Source organism: Streptomyces sp. NPDC006487 (assembly GCF_042870555.1).
In the GTDB taxonomy this organism is placed as follows: domain Bacteria; phylum Actinomycetota; class Actinomycetes; order Streptomycetales; family Streptomycetaceae; genus Streptomyces.
The window spans coordinates 439,642-457,356 of sequence record NZ_JBIAHN010000003.1 but is presented as its reverse complement, the minus strand read 5'-3'; the positions used below and the strand labels follow the sequence as shown (position 1 = coordinate 457,356).

17 protein-coding genes are annotated in these 17,715 nt (G+C 72.5%); 12 read left to right on the top strand and 5 right to left on the bottom strand.

The window, feature by feature from the left end; all coding sequences use genetic code 11:
• Positions 1–62: 62 nt before the first annotated feature.
• Together ACFYM0_RS07270 and ACFYM0_RS07265 are read right to left on the bottom strand one after the other, a co-directional pair.
• Positions 63–698, bottom strand: a complete 636-nt coding sequence (locus tag ACFYM0_RS07270) for a response regulator (protein WP_388497585.1) — start codon at positions 696–698, stop codon at positions 63–65.
• Positions 695–1,930 carry a sensor histidine kinase gene (locus ACFYM0_RS07265; protein WP_388497583.1) on the bottom strand — a complete coding sequence of 412 codons (1,236 nt, stop codon included), beginning with the start codon at positions 1,928–1,930 and terminating at the stop codon, positions 695–697. The genes ACFYM0_RS07270 and ACFYM0_RS07265 overlap by 4 nt, the downstream gene beginning before the upstream one ends.
• A gap of 134 nt (positions 1,931–2,064) precedes the next feature.
• On the opposite strand from ACFYM0_RS07265, the gene ACFYM0_RS07260 reads away from it, so the two are divergent.
• Both ACFYM0_RS07260 and ACFYM0_RS07255 read left to right on the top strand, forming a co-directional pair.
• Positions 2,065–3,153 carry an ABC transporter permease gene (locus ACFYM0_RS07260; RefSeq protein ID WP_388497580.1) on the top strand — a complete coding sequence of 363 codons (1,089 nt, stop codon included), beginning with the start codon at positions 2,065–2,067 and terminating at the stop codon, positions 3,151–3,153.
• A complete protein-coding gene (locus ACFYM0_RS07255) occupies positions 3,150–3,842 on the top strand; it encodes an ABC transporter ATP-binding protein (RefSeq protein ID WP_388497578.1) in 693 nt (230 codons plus the stop codon). The genes ACFYM0_RS07260 and ACFYM0_RS07255 overlap by 4 nt, the downstream gene beginning before the upstream one ends.
• 167 nt (positions 3,843–4,009) lie before the next feature.
• Here ACFYM0_RS07255 and ACFYM0_RS07250 read toward each other — a convergent pair whose 3' ends face one another.
• The gene (locus ACFYM0_RS07250) at positions 4,010–4,813 is read right to left on the bottom strand and encodes an IclR family transcriptional regulator (protein ID WP_274550203.1); all 804 of its coding nucleotides are present in this window, start codon (positions 4,811–4,813) and stop codon (positions 4,010–4,012) included.
• A gap of 337 nt (positions 4,814–5,150) precedes the next feature.
• On the opposite strand from ACFYM0_RS07250, the gene allB reads away from it, so the two are divergent.
• Both allB and alc read left to right on the top strand, forming a co-directional pair.
• Entirely contained in the window at positions 5,151–6,485 is a 1,335-nt protein-coding gene (gene allB / locus ACFYM0_RS07245) for an allantoinase AllB (RefSeq protein WP_388497737.1), read from the top strand.
• Positions 6,486–6,487: 2 nt separating this feature from the next.
• Entirely contained in the window at positions 6,488–7,606 is a 1,119-nt protein-coding gene (alc, locus tag ACFYM0_RS07240) for an allantoicase (RefSeq protein WP_388497576.1), read from the top strand.
• Positions 7,607–7,726: 120 nt separating this feature from the next.
• On the opposite strand, the gene ACFYM0_RS07235 is transcribed toward alc, so the two are convergent.
• Complete coding sequence (locus tag ACFYM0_RS07235) at positions 7,727–8,461, bottom strand: SDR family oxidoreductase (RefSeq protein ID WP_388497574.1); 735 nt, start codon at positions 8,459–8,461, stop codon at positions 7,727–7,729.
• Between the two features lie 170 nt (positions 8,462–8,631).
• On the opposite strand from ACFYM0_RS07235, the gene ACFYM0_RS07230 reads away from it, so the two are divergent.
• The 3 genes from ACFYM0_RS07230 to ACFYM0_RS07220 all read left to right on the top strand — a co-directional run bounded on the left by ACFYM0_RS07230 (position 8,632) and on the right by ACFYM0_RS07220 (position 11,561).
• On the top strand, positions 8,632–9,246 hold the full coding sequence (locus tag ACFYM0_RS07230) for a dihydrofolate reductase family protein (RefSeq protein ID WP_388497572.1): 615 nt from the start codon (positions 8,632–8,634) through the stop codon (positions 9,244–9,246).
• 160 nt (positions 9,247–9,406) lie between these two features.
• The gene (locus ACFYM0_RS07225) at positions 9,407–10,321 is read left to right on the top strand and encodes a DMT family transporter (protein ID WP_388497569.1); all 915 of its coding nucleotides are present in this window, start codon (positions 9,407–9,409) and stop codon (positions 10,319–10,321) included.
• A gap of 55 nt (positions 10,322–10,376) precedes the next feature.
• Positions 10,377–11,561, top strand: coding sequence for a cytochrome P450 (locus ACFYM0_RS07220; RefSeq protein ID WP_388497567.1), 1,185 nt, complete (start codon positions 10,377–10,379; stop codon positions 11,559–11,561).
• Between the two features lie 116 nt (positions 11,562–11,677).
• On the opposite strand, the gene ACFYM0_RS07215 is transcribed toward ACFYM0_RS07220, so the two are convergent.
• Positions 11,678–12,682 carry a Gfo/Idh/MocA family oxidoreductase gene (locus tag ACFYM0_RS07215; protein ID WP_388497565.1) on the bottom strand — a complete coding sequence of 335 codons (1,005 nt, stop codon included), beginning with the start codon at positions 12,680–12,682 and terminating at the stop codon, positions 11,678–11,680.
• Between the two features lie 250 nt (positions 12,683–12,932).
• Here ACFYM0_RS07215 and ACFYM0_RS07210 point away from each other — a divergent pair, with 250 nt between their 5' ends.
• Genes ACFYM0_RS07210 through ACFYM0_RS07190 form a run of 5 tightly spaced genes read left to right on the top strand, consistent with a single transcriptional unit; the run spans position 12,933 to position 17,673 of the window.
• Positions 12,933–13,922: a sugar ABC transporter substrate-binding protein gene (locus ACFYM0_RS07210; RefSeq protein WP_388497563.1), complete on the top strand. Its 990-nt coding sequence runs from the start codon at positions 12,933–12,935 to the stop codon at positions 13,920–13,922.
• The gene (locus ACFYM0_RS07205) at positions 13,919–14,980 is read left to right on the top strand and encodes an ABC transporter permease (protein WP_388497560.1); all 1,062 of its coding nucleotides are present in this window, start codon (positions 13,919–13,921) and stop codon (positions 14,978–14,980) included. Before ACFYM0_RS07210 ends, ACFYM0_RS07205 begins: the two co-directional genes overlap by 4 nt.
• 2 nt (positions 14,981–14,982) lie before the next feature.
• Positions 14,983–15,906: an ATP-binding cassette domain-containing protein gene (locus ACFYM0_RS07200; protein WP_388497557.1), complete on the top strand. Its 924-nt coding sequence runs from the start codon at positions 14,983–14,985 to the stop codon at positions 15,904–15,906.
• Between the two features lie 16 nt (positions 15,907–15,922).
• Positions 15,923–17,086, top strand: a complete 1,164-nt coding sequence (locus ACFYM0_RS07195) for an ROK family glucokinase (RefSeq protein ID WP_388497555.1) — start codon at positions 15,923–15,925, stop codon at positions 17,084–17,086.
• Entirely contained in the window at positions 17,083–17,673 is a 591-nt protein-coding gene (locus ACFYM0_RS07190; protein ID WP_388497553.1) for a hypothetical protein, read from the top strand. The genes ACFYM0_RS07195 and ACFYM0_RS07190 overlap by 4 nt, the downstream gene beginning before the upstream one ends.
• Positions 17,674–17,715 lie beyond the last annotated feature (42 nt).

The window sequence follows — 17,715 nt, the reverse complement described above, 5'->3', positions numbered from 1 at the left end:
GATCTTTCCTGGCCCCGGACCCCCGTCCTCGAACGCCGGACGGCTGAGAAGGCCTGAAAGTGCTACGGCGTGCGGATCAGGCGGCGGGTCGCCGCCGTGGCGACTGCCGAGGTGCGGGAGTCGACGCCCAGTTTCGCGTAGATGTGGACCAGGTGGGACTTGACCGTTGCCTGGCTCAGGAAGAGCTGTTTGGAGATCTGCTGGTTCGACAGGCCGTCCGCGACCAATTGGAGGACCTCCAGTTCGCGCTTGGTCAGGGCCTCCGCCGGGGTCCGCATGCGGTCCATCAGGCGCAGGGCCACCGCCGGGGCCAGCGCGGACTGGCCGGCGGCCGCGGTGCGGACCGCCGCCGCGAGTTCCTCCGGCGGGGCGTCCTTCAGGAGGTAGCCCGAGGCGCCCGCCTCCACCGCCGCGAGGATGTCCGCGTCCGTGTCGTACGTGGTCAGGACCAGCACCCGGGGGGACGGTGACCCGGCCGTGATCAGGGCCGTGGCCGCCGAGCCGTGCATGCCGCCGCCGGGGCCGAACTGGAGGTCCATCAGGACCACGTCGACCGCGGTGGAGCCGGCCAGCTCCACCGCGCGTTCCGCCGTCGCCGCCTCCGCCACCACCTCGAAGTCCGGCTCCGTGTCCAGCACCGCGCGCAGCCCGGCCCGGACCACCGGGTGGTCGTCGGCGAGGAGCAGCCGGATCGTCATGACAGGGCCTCCGCGGGCAGGGGAAGGGTGACGGCCACGGCGGTGCCCTGGCCCGGGGCGGATTCGACCGTGAACAGGCCGCTGAGGGTTTCGGCGCGCGAGCGCATCGCGGGCAGCCCGAAGCCGCCGTCACCGGAGGGCGCGGACGTGGGATCGAAGCCCTTGCCGTCGTCGACGATGTCGAGGGTCACGGAGGAGTCCATGAAGGTCAGGGTGATCTCGGCGCGTCCGGCCCCCGCGTGGCGCACCACATTGGCCAGCGCCGACTGCGCGATCCGCAGCAGCGCCACCTCGTAGGGGGTCGGCAGGGGGCGCGCGGTGCCGCTCAGGGAGAACCGGACCCGGGGGCCCGGCGCCGCGGAGCACAGTCGTTCCAGTGCGGCCGGCAGGGACCCGTGCTCCAGGTCCGGAGGCGTGAGGGCCCGTACGAAGCGCCGTGCCTCGGCGAGGTTCTCCTGGGCGGCCTCCCGGGCCCGGCCGATGTGCGCAAGGGCCGCCGAGCCCTCGGGCAGGCTGCGCTCGGCGGCCCGCAGGAGGAGCTGGATGGAGGACAGGCCCTGCGCCAGGGTGTCGTGGATCTCCCGGGCGAGCCGCTCCCGCTCGGCCAGGATCCCGGCGCTCCGCTCGGCCGCGGCCAGCTCGGCCCGGGTGGTGATGAGCTCCTCGATCAGCTCGCGGCGCCGCTCGCTCTCCCGGTACAGCGCCTGGTAGCCCAGTACGGTCGCCACCGCCACGGCCCCGCCCAGCAGCGGCCCCAGGAAGGCCCCGGGGGTCACCGCGCTGCTGTGCGCCACGAAGCCGCCGATCGCCGCGCAGGCGGTCACCGCGACGGCCGTCACGCCCCAGCGCAGCCGCAGCAGGTGCAGCTCCAGGAAGTACAGCGGGAAGGCGATCCACAGCCCGTCGGGGGAGACCACCAGCAGCGCGGCCCAGGCCGCGCCCAGGGCCGCCAGCCACACCGCCCCGGCGCGCGCCGAGGTGTGCACCGCGGGGATCCGTACGCCCGCGAGGTACACGGCGGCCAGGACCGCGCAGGCCGCGACCACCCAGCCCGCGCGCGGCGCGGAGTCGGCGACGGCCCGCCCGGCGGCGAGGGCGAGCAGGCCGAAGAGCAGGGCGTGCAGGCACAGCCGCAGGACGCGGGAGACGGGGGTGAGGGTGCGGGCGCCGGGGCCACCGGGCGCGGGGGGCGGGGGGAGGGCGGCCGCGGCGGGCGGCAGGTGAGCAGTCATGGCCTGACCAGCGTAAGTCCGGGTCCGGGGGCCCCGGTCAACCAAAGGATTGATGTGTTCGTGCGCCCTTCGATACGAGGATCCCTACTGTGGCGCGATGCCTTGTGTCCACGCGGAAGACCAAGGTGGGGAACATGTTCGTCGCATGGAGAGATCTACGGTTCGCGAAGGGCCGCTTCGCCCTGATGGGCTCGGTGGTCCTGCTGATCACACTGCTGGTCGGCCTGTTGTCCGGGCTCACCGCCGGACTGGCTCGGGAGAACATCTCGGCCATCACGGGCCTGCCCGCCACCACCCGCCTCGCGTTCGCCGCGCCCGCCGGGGGCCAGAAGGTCTCCTTCACCAACTCCCAGGTGCCCGAGAAGGCCTGGCTGGCCTGGCGGGAGCAGCCGGGGGTCACCTCGGCGCAGCCGCTGGGCATCCGCACCACCAACGTCGTCTCGGGTGAGCGCACGGCGGGCGTGTCCGTCTTCGGCGTGGATCCGGCGGGCTCCCTCGCGCCCCGGGGGAGCGGGCTCACCCAGGGGCAGGTGGTCCTCACGGAGAAGGCCGCCAAGGAGCTCGGCGGGCTGACCGCCGGAGGCAAGCTCAGGATCGGCCAGGTCGAGCTGACCGTGGCTGCGGTCTCCGGCACCGCCGCCTACAGCCACACCCCTGTCGTCTGGATGGACCTCAACGACTGGCAGCGCGTCGGAAACGCCGGCACCTCCATCGACACCCTCGCGACCGTCGTCGCCCTGGACGGCTCGGGCGTCGACTGGGCGGCCGGGGACAAGGCCACCGGCACCGAGGCGCAGACCGTCGACGGGGCGCTGAGCGCGATCGGCTCGTACACCTCGGAGAACGGCTCGCTCCAGCTGATGCGCGGCTTCCTCTTCGCCATCTCGGCCCTGGTCATAGGAGCCTTCTTCACGGTGTGGACCATCCAGCGCAGCGGGGACATCGCCGTGCTGAAGGCACTGGGTGCCTCCACCCCGTACCTCCTCAAGGACGCGCTGGGGCAGGCCGTGGTGATGCTGGCGCTCGGCACCGGTGCGGGCACCGCGCTCGCGGCCGGCTTCGGAGCGCTGATCAGCGGCGGGGACGTGCCCTTCGTGCTCGACGCCGCCACCGTGCTGGTCCCGGCCGCCGTCATGATCGCGCTCGGCGCGCTGGGCGCCGCCCTGTCCATCCGGCGGATCACCGCCGTAGACCCCCTGACCGCTCTCGGGAGCGCCCGATGACCCTGCTCGTGCACGACGTCACGCTCACCTATCCGGACGGCGACGGCCGCCTCACCGCGCTGGACGCGGTCGGTCTGGAGGTGCCGGCCGGCACCCTGACGGCGGTGGTCGGCCCCTCCGGTTCCGGGAAGTCCAGCCTGCTGGCGGTCGCCGCCACCCTCGTCACGCCCGATGCGGGACGGGTGGTCGTCGCCGGGCAGGACACCTCGGCGCTCGGCGCGGGCGAGAAGTCGGCGCTGCGCCGGGAGAAGATCGGCATCGTCTTCCAGCAGCCGAACCTGCTGGCCTCGCTCACCGCCGCCGAACAGCTCCAGGTCATGGCCCACCTCTCAGGCCGTCCCGCGCGGACCCTGCGCCGGCGGGCCCTGGAGCTGCTGGACGCGGTGGGACTGGCCGACAAGGCCGACAAACGGCCGCACCAGCTGTCCGGGGGGCAGCGCCAGCGGATCAACATCGCCCGCGCCCTGATGAACGAGCCCGCCGTGCTGCTGGTCGACGAGCCCACCAGCGCCCTCGACCACGAGCGCGGCGCCGCGATCCTGGACCTGCTGGTCACCCTCACCCGTGAGCGCTCCACCGCCACGGTGCTGGTCACCCACGACCACGCGCACCTGGGGCGGATGGACGCCACGGCGACGATGACCGACGGCCGTCTGAAGCAGGGCACGGGGCCCGTCCGGGTGGCCTGACCGGCACGATCTCCTGCGCAGCCCCTCCGGGCGGCCCGGCCGGAGGGGTTCTTCCGCGAGGCCCCGGGCACCCCAGGCCGCCGCGCGCCCAGGGGAGTACGCGAAGAGCCCGGCGCCCCTCTGAAGGGGCTCCGGGCTCTTTCTCGGGTCTACCGCCGGGCCAGGGCCTACGCCGGATTCTGGCTCTGCAGGGCCACCGACAGCTCGGCCGCGACGCCCTGGAGGATCGGCACGAAGGACTCGGCGACGGCCTCGGTCACCCGGCCGGCCGGGCCGGAGATGGAGATCGCGGCGGCGGTCGGCGAGTTCGGCACGGAGACCGCCAGGCAGCGGACTCCTATTTCCTGCTCGTTGTCGTCGACCGCGTAGCCCACCCGGCGGACGACCTCCAGGGCCTCGAGGAAGCCCTCGGGCGTGGTGATGGTCTTCTCGGTCGCGGCCGGCATCCCGGTGCGCGAGAGCAGGGCCCGGACCTCGTCCGCGGGGGTGTAGGCGAGCAGCGCCTTGCCCACGCCGGTGGAGTGCGGCAGCACCCGTCGGCCGACCTCGGTGAACATGCGCATCGAGTGCTTGGAGGGCACCTGGGCGACGTAGACGATCTCGTCCCCGTCGAGCAGGGCCATGTTCGCGGTCTCGCCGGTCTCCTCCACCAGACGCGCCAGGTAGGGGCGGGCCCAGGTGCCCAGCAGCCGCGACGCGGACTCGCCGAGGCGGATCAGCCGGGGTCCGAGGGAGTACCGTCGGTTGGGCTGCTGCCGGACATAGCCGCATGCCACGAGGGTGCGCATGAGGCGATGGATGGTGGGCAGCGGCAGACCGCTGGCGGCGGAGAGCTCGCTGAGGCCGACTTCGCCCCCGGCATCGGCCATGCGTTCGAGCAGATCGAAGGCGCGCTCAAGGGACTGGACGCCACCGCTGGCGGCGGTGGGCTTGGTGGAGGCGTCGGTGGTGCTGGCGCTGGACGTCGGCACGGGCGCGGTCCTTTCGGTGCTGGCAGGCAAGCAAGCAGCCTACCGGTCGGTCTGCGTCGGCCCTAGAGCCGGGGCAATGCCGTCCCCGCCGGTCAGAGGCGGTTTGTCCGGGTGGCGGACGTCCTCGGGAAGTTGCCCGTCCGGTTCCCGGTGGTGGTAGCTACATTCTGCATAGCGAAATCTTAATTCCATCCTGTGGAAACCTCCAATTGCGATACGCCGCCGTCAGTGGTCCGTCCGGGCGCTCTTGACTGGGTCCGGATCGACGTGAAGACTCCGTCAACAGAACGTTGAATTTCGCTCTGTGGAAGTAGATGGGGAGGTTCCGGTGTCCGACCTGGCTGTGGAACTGGTACTGCGCTCGACGCGCGTCATCACCCCCGAGGGGACGCGTGCCGCTTCGGTGGCCGTCGCCGGCGGGAAGATCGCGGCCGTGCTGCCGTACGAGGCCGACGTACCGGCCGGTGCCCGGCTGGAGGACTTCGGCGACGACGTGCTCCTCCCCGGCCTGGTCGACACCCACGTCCACGTGAACGACCCCGGTCGTACCGAGTGGGAAGGCTTCTGGACGGCCACCCGCGCCGCCGCGGCCGGTGGCATCACCACCATCCTCGACATGCCGCTCAACTCCCTGCCGCCGACCACGACCACCGCCAACCTGGTGGTCAAGCAGGACGTGGCCCGGACCAAGGCGCACGTGGACGTCGGCTTCTGGGGCGGCGCGCTGCCGGACAACGTCAAGGACCTGCGCCCGCTGCACGACGCCGGCGTCTTCGGCTTCAAGTGCTTCCTGTCGCCCTCCGGCGTCGACGAGTTCCCCCTCCTGGACCAGGAGCAGCTCGCCGCCTCGCTCGCCGAGATCACCGGTTTCGGCGGCCTGCTGATCGTGCACGCCGAGGACCCGCACCACCTGGAGTCCGCGCCGCAGCACCCGGGCCCCAAGTATGCCGACTTCCTGGCCTCCCGCCCCCAGGACGCCGAGAACACCGCGATCCAGAACCTGATCGACCAGGCGAAGCGACTGAACGCCCGCGTCCACGTCCTGCACCTGTCCTCCGCCTCCGCGCTGCCGCTGATCGCCGTCGCGAAGGCCGAGGGCGTACAGATCACGGTCGAGTCCTGCCCGCACTTCCTCACCCTGACGGCCGAGGAAGTACCCGACGGCGCCACCGAGTTCAAGTGCTGCCCGCCCATCCGCGAGTCCGCCAACCAGGACGTCCTGTGGGACGCGCTCGCCGACGGCACGATCGACTGCATCGTCTCCGACCACTCACCCTCCACCGCGGACCTCAAGACCGGCGACTTCGCCACCGCGTGGGGCGGCATCTCCTCCCTCCAGCTGGGCCTGCCGGCCATCTGGACCGAGGCGAAGAAGCGCGGCCGCACCCTCGAGGACGTCGTCCGCTGGATGTCCGCCGCCCCGGCCGCCCTCGCCGGTCTGGCGGGCAAGGGTGCGATCGAGGCCGGCCGCGACGCCGACTTCGCCGTCCTGGCCCCCGAAGAGACCTTCACCGTGGACCCGGCCCACCTGCACCACCGCAACCAGGTCACGGCGTACGCGGGCAAGACCCTGCACGGCGTCGTGAAGTCCACCTGGCTGCGCGGCGCGCAGATCGCCGACCACGGCACCCCGTCCGAGCCCACCGGCCGACTCCTTGAAAGGCAGAACTGACAGTGGCGATTGAATCCTTCACCGGCAACGCGAACCCGTACGGAGGCGGCGACCCGTACGCGGACTACCGCAGCGCGGACTTCCCGTTCACCCAGTACGCGAACCTCGCCGCCCGTGAGCTCGGCGCCGGTGTCATCGAGGCCAACGACGAGTTCTTCGCCCAGCGCGAGAACCTGCTGATCTCCGAGGCCGCGCACTTCGACCCCGAGGACTTCGGTCACAAGGGCAAGGTCATGGACGGCTGGGAGACCCGCCGCCGCCGCGGCATCTCCGCCACCCAGCCCTGGCCGACCCCCGAGGACCACGACTGGGCGCTCGTGCGCCTGGGCGCCCCCGGCGTCATCCGCGGCATCGTGGTCGACACCGCCCACTTCCGCGGCAACATGCCGCAGGCCGTCTCCGTCGAGGCCACCAACTGGGAAGGCGCCCTCGCGCCGACCCCGGCGGAGCTCCAGGGCGACGACATCAAGTGGACGACCATCGTCGCCCGCACCCCCGTCGGCGGCCACGCGGCCAACGGCTTCGAGGTCGACGTCGAGCAGCGCTTCACGCACCTGCGCGTCAACCAGCACCCCGACGGCGGTATCGCCCGCCTGCGCGTCTACGGCGAAGTCGTGCCCGACCCCAAGTGGCTCGCGGCGCTCGGCTCCTTCGACGTGGTGGCGCTGGAGAACGGCGGCTCCGTACAGGACGCCTCCAACCGCTTCTACTCCCCGCCGACCAACACCATCAACCCGGGCCGCTCCCGCAAGATGGACGACGGCTGGGAGACCGCCCGCCGCCGTGACAACGGCAACGACTGGATCCGCTACCAGCTCGTCGCCGAGTCCGAGATCCGCGCCGTCGAGATCGACACCGCGTACCTCAAGGGCAACTCGGCGGGCTGGGCCTCGCTGTCCGTCAAGACGGGCGAGGAGGGCGAGTGGACCGAGTTCCTGCCGCGCACCCGCCTGCAGCCCGACACCAACCACCGCTTCGTGCTCGACGCCCCCGCGGTGGGCACGCACGTGCGCATCGACATCTTCCCGGACGGCGGCTTCTCCCGCCTGCGCCTCTTCGGCGCGCTGACGGAGGCCGGCACCGCCGCGCACACCGCCCGCCACCAGGAGCTGGGCGGCTGACGCCACCCGCGTGACCGCCCCGGGGGCCGACACCCCCGGGGCATGCTCGAACACACCGCAGGGGCGCACCGTTTCGACGGTGCGCCCCTGCGGTGTACGCACCCCGGCCGTCCTGACGGCCTACGCCGCGTGGCCGCCGTCCACCGAGAACTCGGCGCCCGTGACGTAGGCGGAGTCCGGGCCCGCGAGGAAGGACACCATGGCGGCCACCTCTTGCGGGGTGGCGAAGCGGCCCAGGGCCGTCATGGCCGACTGAGGCGCGGCGTAGGGGCCGTCCGCAGGGTTCATGTCGGTGTCCACCGGGCCCGGGTGGACCAGGTTCGCGGTGATCCCGCGCTCGCCGAGCTCCCGCGAGAGGGCCTTGGTCAGGCCGGTCAGCGCTGCCTTGCTCATCGCGTACAGGGTGCCGCCCGGGCCCGGTACCCGCTGGGTCATGCAGCTGCCGATGGTGATGATCCGCCCGCCCCGGCCCATCCGCCCGGCCGCGGCACGGGAGGCCAGGAAGGCGCCCCGGACGTTGACCGCGAGGACGCGGTCCACATCCGCGGCGGTGAGCTCCTCCAGCGGGCCGAGCACGCCCACGCCGGCGTTGTTCACCAGGACGTCGAGCCGGCCGAGGCCCCGTACGGTCTCCTCCACCGCCCCGGCGGCCCGCTCCGCGTCGCCCGCGTCGGCCCGCAGGGCCAGGCCGCGCCGGCCCAGCGCCTCGATCTTGCCGACGACCGTCCGCGCCGCTTCCGCGTCGTCGACGTAGGTGAGGGCCACGTCGGTACCGTCCTGCGCGAGCCGCAGGGCGGTCGCGGCGCCGATCCCCCTGCTGCCGCCCGTCACCAGGGCCACTGCGTTGCCGTTCATGGTGTTCCTCCCGCGTTGATTGGTTGCGAGTTCAATGAAATCGCCCGGGGGTGAACGGCGCTGGCAGGAAACGGACATCGCGTTCGCGCGCGCCGCGGCGATGAGTTCCGGGCGGCCCGGGAGTCTGAACCCGTGACAGCCGATGTACCGGAGCCAAGGAGCGCAGAGCCATGGGAAAGCTGACCCTCACCACCTTCCTGACCCTCGACGGTGTGATGCAGGCGCCCGGCGGCCCGGAGGAGGACACCAGCGGCGGGTTCTCGTACGGCGGCTGGCTCGTGCCCTTCGCGGACGAGGGCATGGGGGAGTTCGTCACCGAGGTCTTCGACCGGGCCGGGGCCTTCCTGTTCGGGCGCCGGACCTACGAGATCTTCGCCTCGTACTGGCCGCAGCACGACGACCCCGCCGACCCGGTCGCGAGCAGGCTCAACCAGCTGCCCAAGCACGTGGCCTCGACCACGCTCAAGGAGCCGGCCTGGGGCCCCGCCACCGTGATCGACGGGGAGCAGCTGCAGAGCGAGGTCGTACGGATCAAGGACGCGACCGAGGGGGAACTCCAAGTGCACGGCAGCGGCGCGCTCGCGCAGTGGCTGCTGGCGCGGGACTTGGTGGACGAGCTGAACCTGCTGCTCTTCCCGGTCTTCCTGGGCGGCGGCCGGCGGCTGTTCCCGACGGGCGGCCTGCCGACGGCCTTCGAATTGAAGGACTCCCGCACGACCTCGGCCGGCACGGCCATCCACACCTACCGGCCGAAGGGGCGCGCCGCGTTCGGCACCTTCGGCTGACGCGGGCCTCGGCCCCCGGCCCCCGGCCTGCGGGCCGCGGGCCACGGGCCGCGGCCCGGGGAGCAAATGGCTCGACCGGCCGATCATGCTCGGGTAGCTTGGGCTCTCCCCCCGTGCGAGCCGCCGAAGTCTCCACCTGCCTTCTGCCGTTGGAGAACCGGTGTCCACCATCGCCGCCCCCGCTCCCGTCGCCGCGCCCCGCAGGGCCTGGCTCGCCGATCTGCCGGTCCTGCTCGTCGCCGTCGTCTGGGGCGGCAGCTACCTCGCCGCCAAGGGCGTCACCACCACGCACACCGTGATCGCGGTGCTCGTCCTGCGCTTCGCCCTGGTCCTGCCCGTCCTCGCCGTCGCCGGCCGGCGACGGCTGCGCGCGCTCACCCCCGCCCAGCTGCGCGGCGCCGGAGCGCTGGGACTCGTACTCGGCGGAATCTTCCTGCTGGAGACCTACGGGGTCGTCCACACCTCCGCCACCAACGCCGGGCTCATCATCAGCCTGACCATGATCTTCACCCCGCTCGCCGAGTCCGCCGTCCGCCGCGAAGCCCCCTCGCCCGCCTTCCTCGGCGCCGCGGCCGTCTCCGTCGGCGGAGTCGTCCTGCTCACTCAGGGGGCCGGTTTCACCGCCCCGGGCACCGGCGACCTCCTCATCCTCGGCGCCGCCCTCGCGCGGACGGCGCACGTCCTGCTGATGGCCCGGATCAAGGCCGTGCAGGAAGCGGACTCGCTCTCCCTGACCACCGTCCAGCTCGGAACCGCGGTCGCCGTGTTCGCCGTACTGGCCCTGCTGCCCGGCACCGGCGCGAGCCCCTGGGCGGCCGCCGCCGACTTCGGCGCTGCCGAGTGGGCCGGGCTCGCCTTCCTCTCCGTCTTCTGCACCCTGTTCGCCTTCTTCGTGCAGATGTGGGCCGTCCGCCGCACGTCGCCCTCCCGCGTCAGCCTGCTGCTCGGCACCGAACCCCTGTGGGCCGCGGCGGCGGGCATCGCCATCGGCGGCGAACGGCTCGGCGCGGCCGGCTTCGCGGGGGTCGCGCTGGTGCTCGCGGGCACCGCCTGGGGGCGGCGCGCGGCTGGCTGAGCGAATGGCCGAAACCAGCTCCGGAGTACATCAACTCCCGGTCTAGGGTGGCCACATGCCGGTCCTGGACCTCAGTTCGATCGCCGAAGACTTCAACGAGAACCCGTACCCCCACTACGCGCGCCTGCGTGCGGAGGGACCGGTTCACCGGGTGAAGGCGGCCGACGGCCAGGAGGTCTGGCTGATCGTCGGTCACCAGGAGGCCCGCCAGGTCCTCACCCACCCGGCGGTGTCCAAGAACTGGCTGACCTCCGGGCTCTACGCCGACCGGGAGCGGACCGAGGCCAGCGCCAACATGATGCGCGCCGACCCGCCGGACCACACCCGGCTGCGCCGCCTGGTCGCCGGCTCCTTCGTCCCCGGCCGGATCGAGATGCTGCGCCCGCGCATCCAGGAGATCGTCGACGGGCTGCTCGACGGGATGGAGGCCCTCCCCGAGCGCCGCGCCGACCTGATCGAGGCCTTCGCCCAGCCGCTGCCGATGACCGTGATCTGCGAGCTCCTCGGGGTCGCGGAGGCGGACCGCGGCGCCTTCCGCGGCTGGATCACCGAGATGGTCTCGCCCACCGGGGTGGAGTCCGAGAACGCGGCCGTGCGCGCCATGACCGCCTACACGGCCGGGCTGGTCGACGCCAAGATCGCCGATCCGGGCGAAGACCTGCTCAGCGACTGGGTGACCAGCCGGGGGGACGGGGGAGACCGGCTCTCCCGCCGGGAGCTGGTCGCGATGGCCGCCCTGATGATGGTCGGCGGGCACGAGACCACCGTGCACCTGGTGTCCAACGGGATGCGGGCGCTCCTCGCCCACCCCGACCAGCTCGCCGCCCTGCGCGCCGACCCGGACGGACTGATCGGCGCGGCCGTCGAGGAGATCCTGCGCTACGACGGCCCGGTGGAGACCGCCACGTTCCGCTTCGCCGCCTCGGACCTGGAGATCGGCGACACCTTCATCGAGGCCGGCTCCGGCATACTCGTCTGCCTCGCCGCGGCGGACCGGGACCCCTCCCGCTTCGACCGCCCCGACACCTTCGACATCCGCCGCACCGGCCGGGGCGGGCACATCGCCTTCGGACACGGCATCCACCACTGCGTCGCCGCCCCGCTCGGCCGGCTGGAGGGACGGATCGCGATCCGGTCCCTGGTGGAGCGCTTCCCGGACCTCCGGGAAGAGCCGGCCGTCCTCGCATGGATGCCCGGGACCATGGTCCGCGGGACGACCCGGCACCCGGTGTGCTGGTAGCCGCCGTGGACGGGAGGCACGGGACGGTCGGGAGGCACGGGACGGTCGGTATGGGCGGTACGGGCGGCGCGGTCGGGGCCGACGGCCCTCGGGTCCCGGAGATCCGCTCACGGTCCTCAGAGGTCCGGGAGCTCCGCCGGCGCGACCCGGCGCCGCTCCCGCCGCGAGAGCTCACACGCCTCCGCCACCCGGATCGCGGCGAGCGCCTCGACGCCGTCGCACGGATTGGGGCCCTCGCCCCGCACCAGCCGGACGAAGGCCGCCAGCTCGGCCTCGTAGGCCGGAGCGAAGCGTTCCAGGAACCCGGCCCAGGGTTTGGTCGCCGGGGGCGGTCCCTGCGGTTCGGTCGAGGCGATCGGCGTACGGTCGTCCAGCCCGGTGGAGATCTGGTCCAGCTCCCCGGCCAGCTCCATCCGTACGTCGTACCCGGCGCCGTTGCACCGCGTACCGGTACTGGAGACCAGCGTCCCGTCGTCCAGGGTGAGGACGGCGGCGGCCGTGTCGACGTCGCCCGCCTCGCGGAACCGCGGCGGCCCCGCGTCGGACCCCGTCGCGTACACCTCGCTCACCTCGTGCCCGGTCACCCAGCGGACCATGTCGAAGTCGTGCACCAGGCAGTCCCGGTACAGCCCGCCCGAGGTCCGCAGATAATCGGCGCCGGGCGGCGAGGGATCCGCGGTCGTGGTCCGCACGGTGTGCAGCCGGCCCAGGGCTCCGGAGCGGACCAGCTCGCGCGCCGTCGTGTAGCCCGCGTCGAAGCGGCGCATGAAGCCGAGCTGGAGCACCCCGCCGGCCGAGGCCACCTCGCGGAGCACCGCCAGGGTGCGGTCCAGGTCCGGGGCGACCGGCTTCTCGCAGAACACCGGCAGCCCGCCGCGGACGGCCCGTACGACGAGGTCCGCGTGCCCCTCGGTGGCGCAGGACACCACCAGCGCGTCCACGCCCCAGGTGAAGATCTGCTCGACGGTGGGCGCGGCGGTGGCTCCGAGCCGGTCGGCGAGGCGCGCCGCCCGCGCGGGGTCGGCGTCGGCGAGCAGCAGCGAGCCCGCGTCCGCCTGGCGGGCCAGTGCCGACGCGTGGAAGGAACCGATCCGGCCCGTTCCGATGAGCCCGATGCGCATGCACTCAACCTGACCCCGTCCGGGGGAGCTGTCAATCTGTCCCGCTGTGTCCGGCACGGTCCGCAATGGCCCCGATGACCTTGCATGGTGCACTGTGACGGATACTGGGCGGCTGCGGCTCGCCACACATGACCGTTCCGGCGAGCGGGTACCGCGGCGGGACGGCGCCGCAGGGACGGCGCCGGCGGGACGGCGCGACAAACGAAAGGCACGGGCAGACGTGGCCAGGATTCGGACAGGGGTACGCCTCGTGGGCGCGGTGCTCGCGGCGGTACTGGGTGCCTCCCTCGTGGGGTGCAGCAGTACGGGTGGCAAGCGCGCCGAGGACCGCGCGAAGGCCGAGGCAGCGGGCCGGCCCGCCGTTTCCACCCCGCGCTGGACCTTCGCGATGGTCACCCACGCGGGAGACGGCGACACCTTCTGGGACATCGTGCAGAAGGGCGCCAAGGAGGCCGCGGCGAAGGACAACATCAACTTCGTCTACGCCCACGACGACCAGGCGCAGCAGCAGGCCCAGTTCGTCCAGAACGCCATCGACCAGAAGGTCGACGGGCTGATCGTCTCCCTCGCCAAGCCCGAGGCGCTCAAGGACGTCCTCGCCAAGGCCGTCAAGGCCGGCATCCCGGTGATCACGGTCAACTCGGGATCCGCCCAGTCCGCCGAGTACGGCGCGCTCACCCACATCGGCCAGGACGAGGAGATCGCCGGCGAGGCGGTCGGCACCGAGCTCGGCAAGCGCGGCCGCAAGAAGGCCGTCTGCGTCCTGCACGAGCAGGGCAACGTGGGCCACGAGCAGCGCTGCGCCGGAGCCAAGAAGACCTTCGGCGAGTCCGGGGGGACCATGGAGAACCTGTACGTCGAGGGCACCAACATGCCGTCCGTCCAGGCCGCCCTCCAGGCCAAGCTCCAGGCCGACCCCTCCGTGGACGCGATCGTCACCCTCGGCGCGCCCTTCGCCCCCACGGCCGTCAAGGCCAAGGAGGCGGCGGGCAGCAAGGCCGAGGTCGACACCTTCGACCTGAACGCCTCCGTCGCCCGGGACCTGAAGTCCGGCGCCCTCGGATTCGCCGTCGACCAGCAGCCCTACCTCCAGGGGTACGAGGCCGTCGACCTGCTCTGGCTCTACCGCTACAACGCGGACGTGCTCGGCGGCGGCCGGCCGGTGCTCACCGGCCCGCAGATCGTCACGGGGGCCGAGACGGCCACCCTGGAGAAGTTCATCAACCGGGGCAGCCGATGACCACCGGCACCAGCACCCAGGCGCCCGCTCCGGCTCCCGCCCCGCGCGACGAGCGGCTCGCGCACACCTCGCTGCTGCGCCGGCTGCTCGGCCGGCCCGAGCTCGGCGCGGTGGTCGGCGCGGCCGCCGTCTTCGTCTTCTTCTCCTTCGCCGCCGACAGCTTCCTGCGGGCCTCCAGCCTGAGCACGATCCTGTACTCGGCCTCCACCATCGGCATCATGGCCGTCCCGGTGGCCCTGCTCATGATCGGCGGCGAGTTCGACCTGTCCGCCGGGGTCATGGTCACCTCGTCGGCGCTGCTCAGCTCGATGTTCAGCTACCAGATGACCGCCAACGTCTGGGTGGGCGTCCTCGTATCGCTGCTGGTCACCCTCGGGATCGGGTTCTTCAACGGGTTCATGCTGACCCGCACGAAACTGCCCAGCTTCATCATCACGCTCGGCACCTTCCTGATGCTGACCGGCCTGAACCTCGGCTTCACCAAGCTGATCAGCGGCTCGGTCTCCACCAAGACCATCGCCGACATGGAGGGCTTCTCCTCCGCCCGCGCGCTCTTCGCCTCGCAGTGGAGCTTCGGCTCGGTCACCCTGAAGGTCACCATCCTGTGGTGGCTGCTCCTGGTCGCCGTGGCCACCTGGATCCTGCTGCGCACCCGCGCCGGGAACTGGATCTTCGCCGTCGGCGGCGGCGCGGACGCGGCCCGCGCGACGGGCGTGCCGGTCGTGAAGACCCGTATCGGCCTGTACATGGGCGTCGCGCTGTGCGCCTGGATCTCCGGGCAGCACATCCTCTTCTCGTTCGACGTGGTCCAGTCGGGCGAGGGCGTCGGCAACGAGTTCCTCTACATCATCGCGGCCGTCATCGGCGGCTGTCTGATGACCGGCGGCTACGGCTCGGCGATCGGCTCCGCCGTGGGCGCCTTCATCTTCGGCATGACCAGCAACGGCATCGTGTACGCCCAGTGGAACCCGGACTGGTTCAAGTTCTTCCTCGGCGCGATGCTGCTGCTGGCCACGCTGCTCAACGCATGGGTCCGCAAGCGGGCGGAGGCGAAGTGACGATGACCAAGACCGAGACCGGATCATCCCCGGCCGGCGTCCCCGCCCTGGTGAAGCTGACCGGGGTCAGCAAGTACTACGGCAACATCCGCGCCCTCCAGAACGTCTCCCTGGAGGTCTCGGCCGGCGAGATCACCTGCGTCCTCGGCGACAACGGCGCCGGCAAGTCCACCCTCATCAAGATCATCGCCGGGCTGCACCGGCACGACGCCGGCACCTTCGAGATCGAGGGCGAGGAAACGGTGCTCGCCAACCCGCGAGCCGCCCTCGACCGCGGCATCGCCACCGTCTACCAGGACCTCGCCGTGGTCCCGCTGATGCCCGTCTGGCGCAACTTCTTCCTCGGCTCCGAGCCCACCAAGGGCCGCGGCCCCTTCCGCCGCCTCGACGTGGAGCTGATGCGCCGGACCACCCGCGCCGAGCTGCTGCGCATGGGCATCGACCTGCGCGACGTCGACCAGCCCATCGGCACCCTGTCCGGCGGCGAGCGGCAGTGCGTGGCCATCGCCCGCGCCGTCCACTTCGGCGCGAAGGTCCTCGTACTCGACGAGCCCACGGCCGCCCTCGGCGTCAAACAGTCCGGGGTGGTCCTCAAATACGTGGCCGCGGCCCGCGACGCGGGCCTCGGCGTGGTCCTGATCACGCACAACCCCCACCACGCCCACCTGGTCGGGGACCGGTTCGTGCTGCTCAAGCGCGGCACCATGGCGGGCAGCCACACCCGCGACTCGATCACCCTGGACGAGCTCACCCGGCAGATGGCGGGCGGCTCCGAGCTCGACGAACTGAGCCACGAACTGGAGCGAGTGGCAGAATCAGGACCTGGCGGCGCATCCGCGACCCCGTCCACCGCTCCATCCGACCAGCCATCCGACCAGCCATCCGACCAGGCATCCGGCCCCACCCCGGGCCCCGCCGCACCATGAGGGGCGACACGACTCGATGAGCACGTACCGGGACTTCACGCTCGCCCACCGGGGGGCCGCGCGAGGCACCGTCCTGCGGACCATCGGGACCCGTGAGCGCCGTTCGCACCTGACCGCACCGCGCGTTCCGACCGTCGGCATCGACATCGGCGGCACCAAGGTCATGGCCGGGGTCGTCGACGCCGACGGGATCATCCTGGAGAAGATCCGGACCGAGACCCCGGACAAGTCCAAGAGCCCCAAGGTGGTCGAGGACACCATCGTCGAGCTGGTCCTCGACCTCTCGGACCGGCACGACGTGCACGCCGTGGGCATCGGCGCCGCCGGCTGGGTCGACGCCGACCGCTCCCGGGTCCTGTTCGCCCCGCACCTGGCCTGGCGCGACGAACCCCTGCGCGACGCGCTCCAGTCCCGGCTCGCGGTCCCGGTCATGGTGGACAACGATGCCAACACCGCCGCATGGGCCGAGTGGCGCTTCGGCGCCGGCCGCGGCGAGGACCACCTCGTCATGATCACCCTGGGCACCGGGATCGGCGGGGCCATCCTCGAAGGCGGCCAGGTCAAGCGCGGCCGCTACGGGGTCGCCGGCGAGTTCGGCCACATGCAGGTGGTCCCCGGCGGCCACCGCTGCCCCTGCGGCAACCGCGGCTGCTGGGAGCAGTACAGCTCCGGCAACGCCCTGGTCCGCGAGGCCCGCGAGCTGGCCGCCGCCGACTCCCCGGTCGCGTACAACCTCATCGCCCGGGTCGGCGGCAACGTCCACGAGATCACCGGTCCGCTCATCACCGAGCTGGCCCGCGAGGGCGACGCCATGTGCGTCGAGCTGCTCCAGGACATCGGCCAGTGGCTCGGCGTCGGCATCGCCAACCTCGCGGCCGCCCTCGACCCCTCCTGCTTCGTCATCGGGGGCGGCGTCAGCGCCGCCGACGACCTGCTCATCGGCCCCGCCCGCGACGCCTTCCGCCGCCACCTCACCGGTCGCGGCTACCGCCCCGAGGCCCGCATCGCCAAGGCCCAGCTCGGCCCCGAGGCCGGCATGGTCGGCGCCGCCGACCTCTCCCGGCTCGTCGCCCGCCGCTTCCGCCGCGCCACGCGCCGGCGCGTCGAGCGGTACGAGCGCTACGCGCAGTTCGGCCGGCGCGACACCACCACCGGCCCCGAGGACCAGGAACAGCAGTGACCCCGCCCACCCTGCCCCGCCAGGCCCCGTCCCCCGACGAGCGGCCCGGCGCGCCGACCCCCACCGAGGACCGCAAGCACGTGGTGCGGCGCCGCTGGATCACCGCGATCATCATCCTGCTGCTGGTCGGCGTCCCGGCGGGCTACCTCGCGGTCTCCGCCCAGCAGAGCCGCCAGAGCGGCCGCGACAAGGCCTCCAAGGTCGGCGCGGCCAAGGTGCGCCCGGGCTGGCCGTCCAAGGTGCAGCGCAGCATCTACGAGGTGCCGATCCCGCCGAACGCCTGGCGCGTCGGGTTCCTGGAGACCAACAACTGGCGCACCAGCCGGCTGTACACGCAGTTCGCGGTCGTCCCGGATGACCTGGACGCCTTCCTGTCCTCCGTCGGCACCAGCCGCGACCGGCTGACCCCCGGGTCGTCGATCTCCGAGCACGACACCGAGATCGCCGGCTGGAGCTGGACGCCGGATGTCAAGTGGCTCGGGACCACCCTCGAAGCGGACGACCCGCGGCCCACCCGGGACATCACCGTCGACCTCACGGACCCCCGCGTCTCCAAGGTGTACGTGGTCTCCACGACGGTCCCGTAGACGGCGACGGCACCGCGCGCTCGCCCCTCACGGATGCCGCCC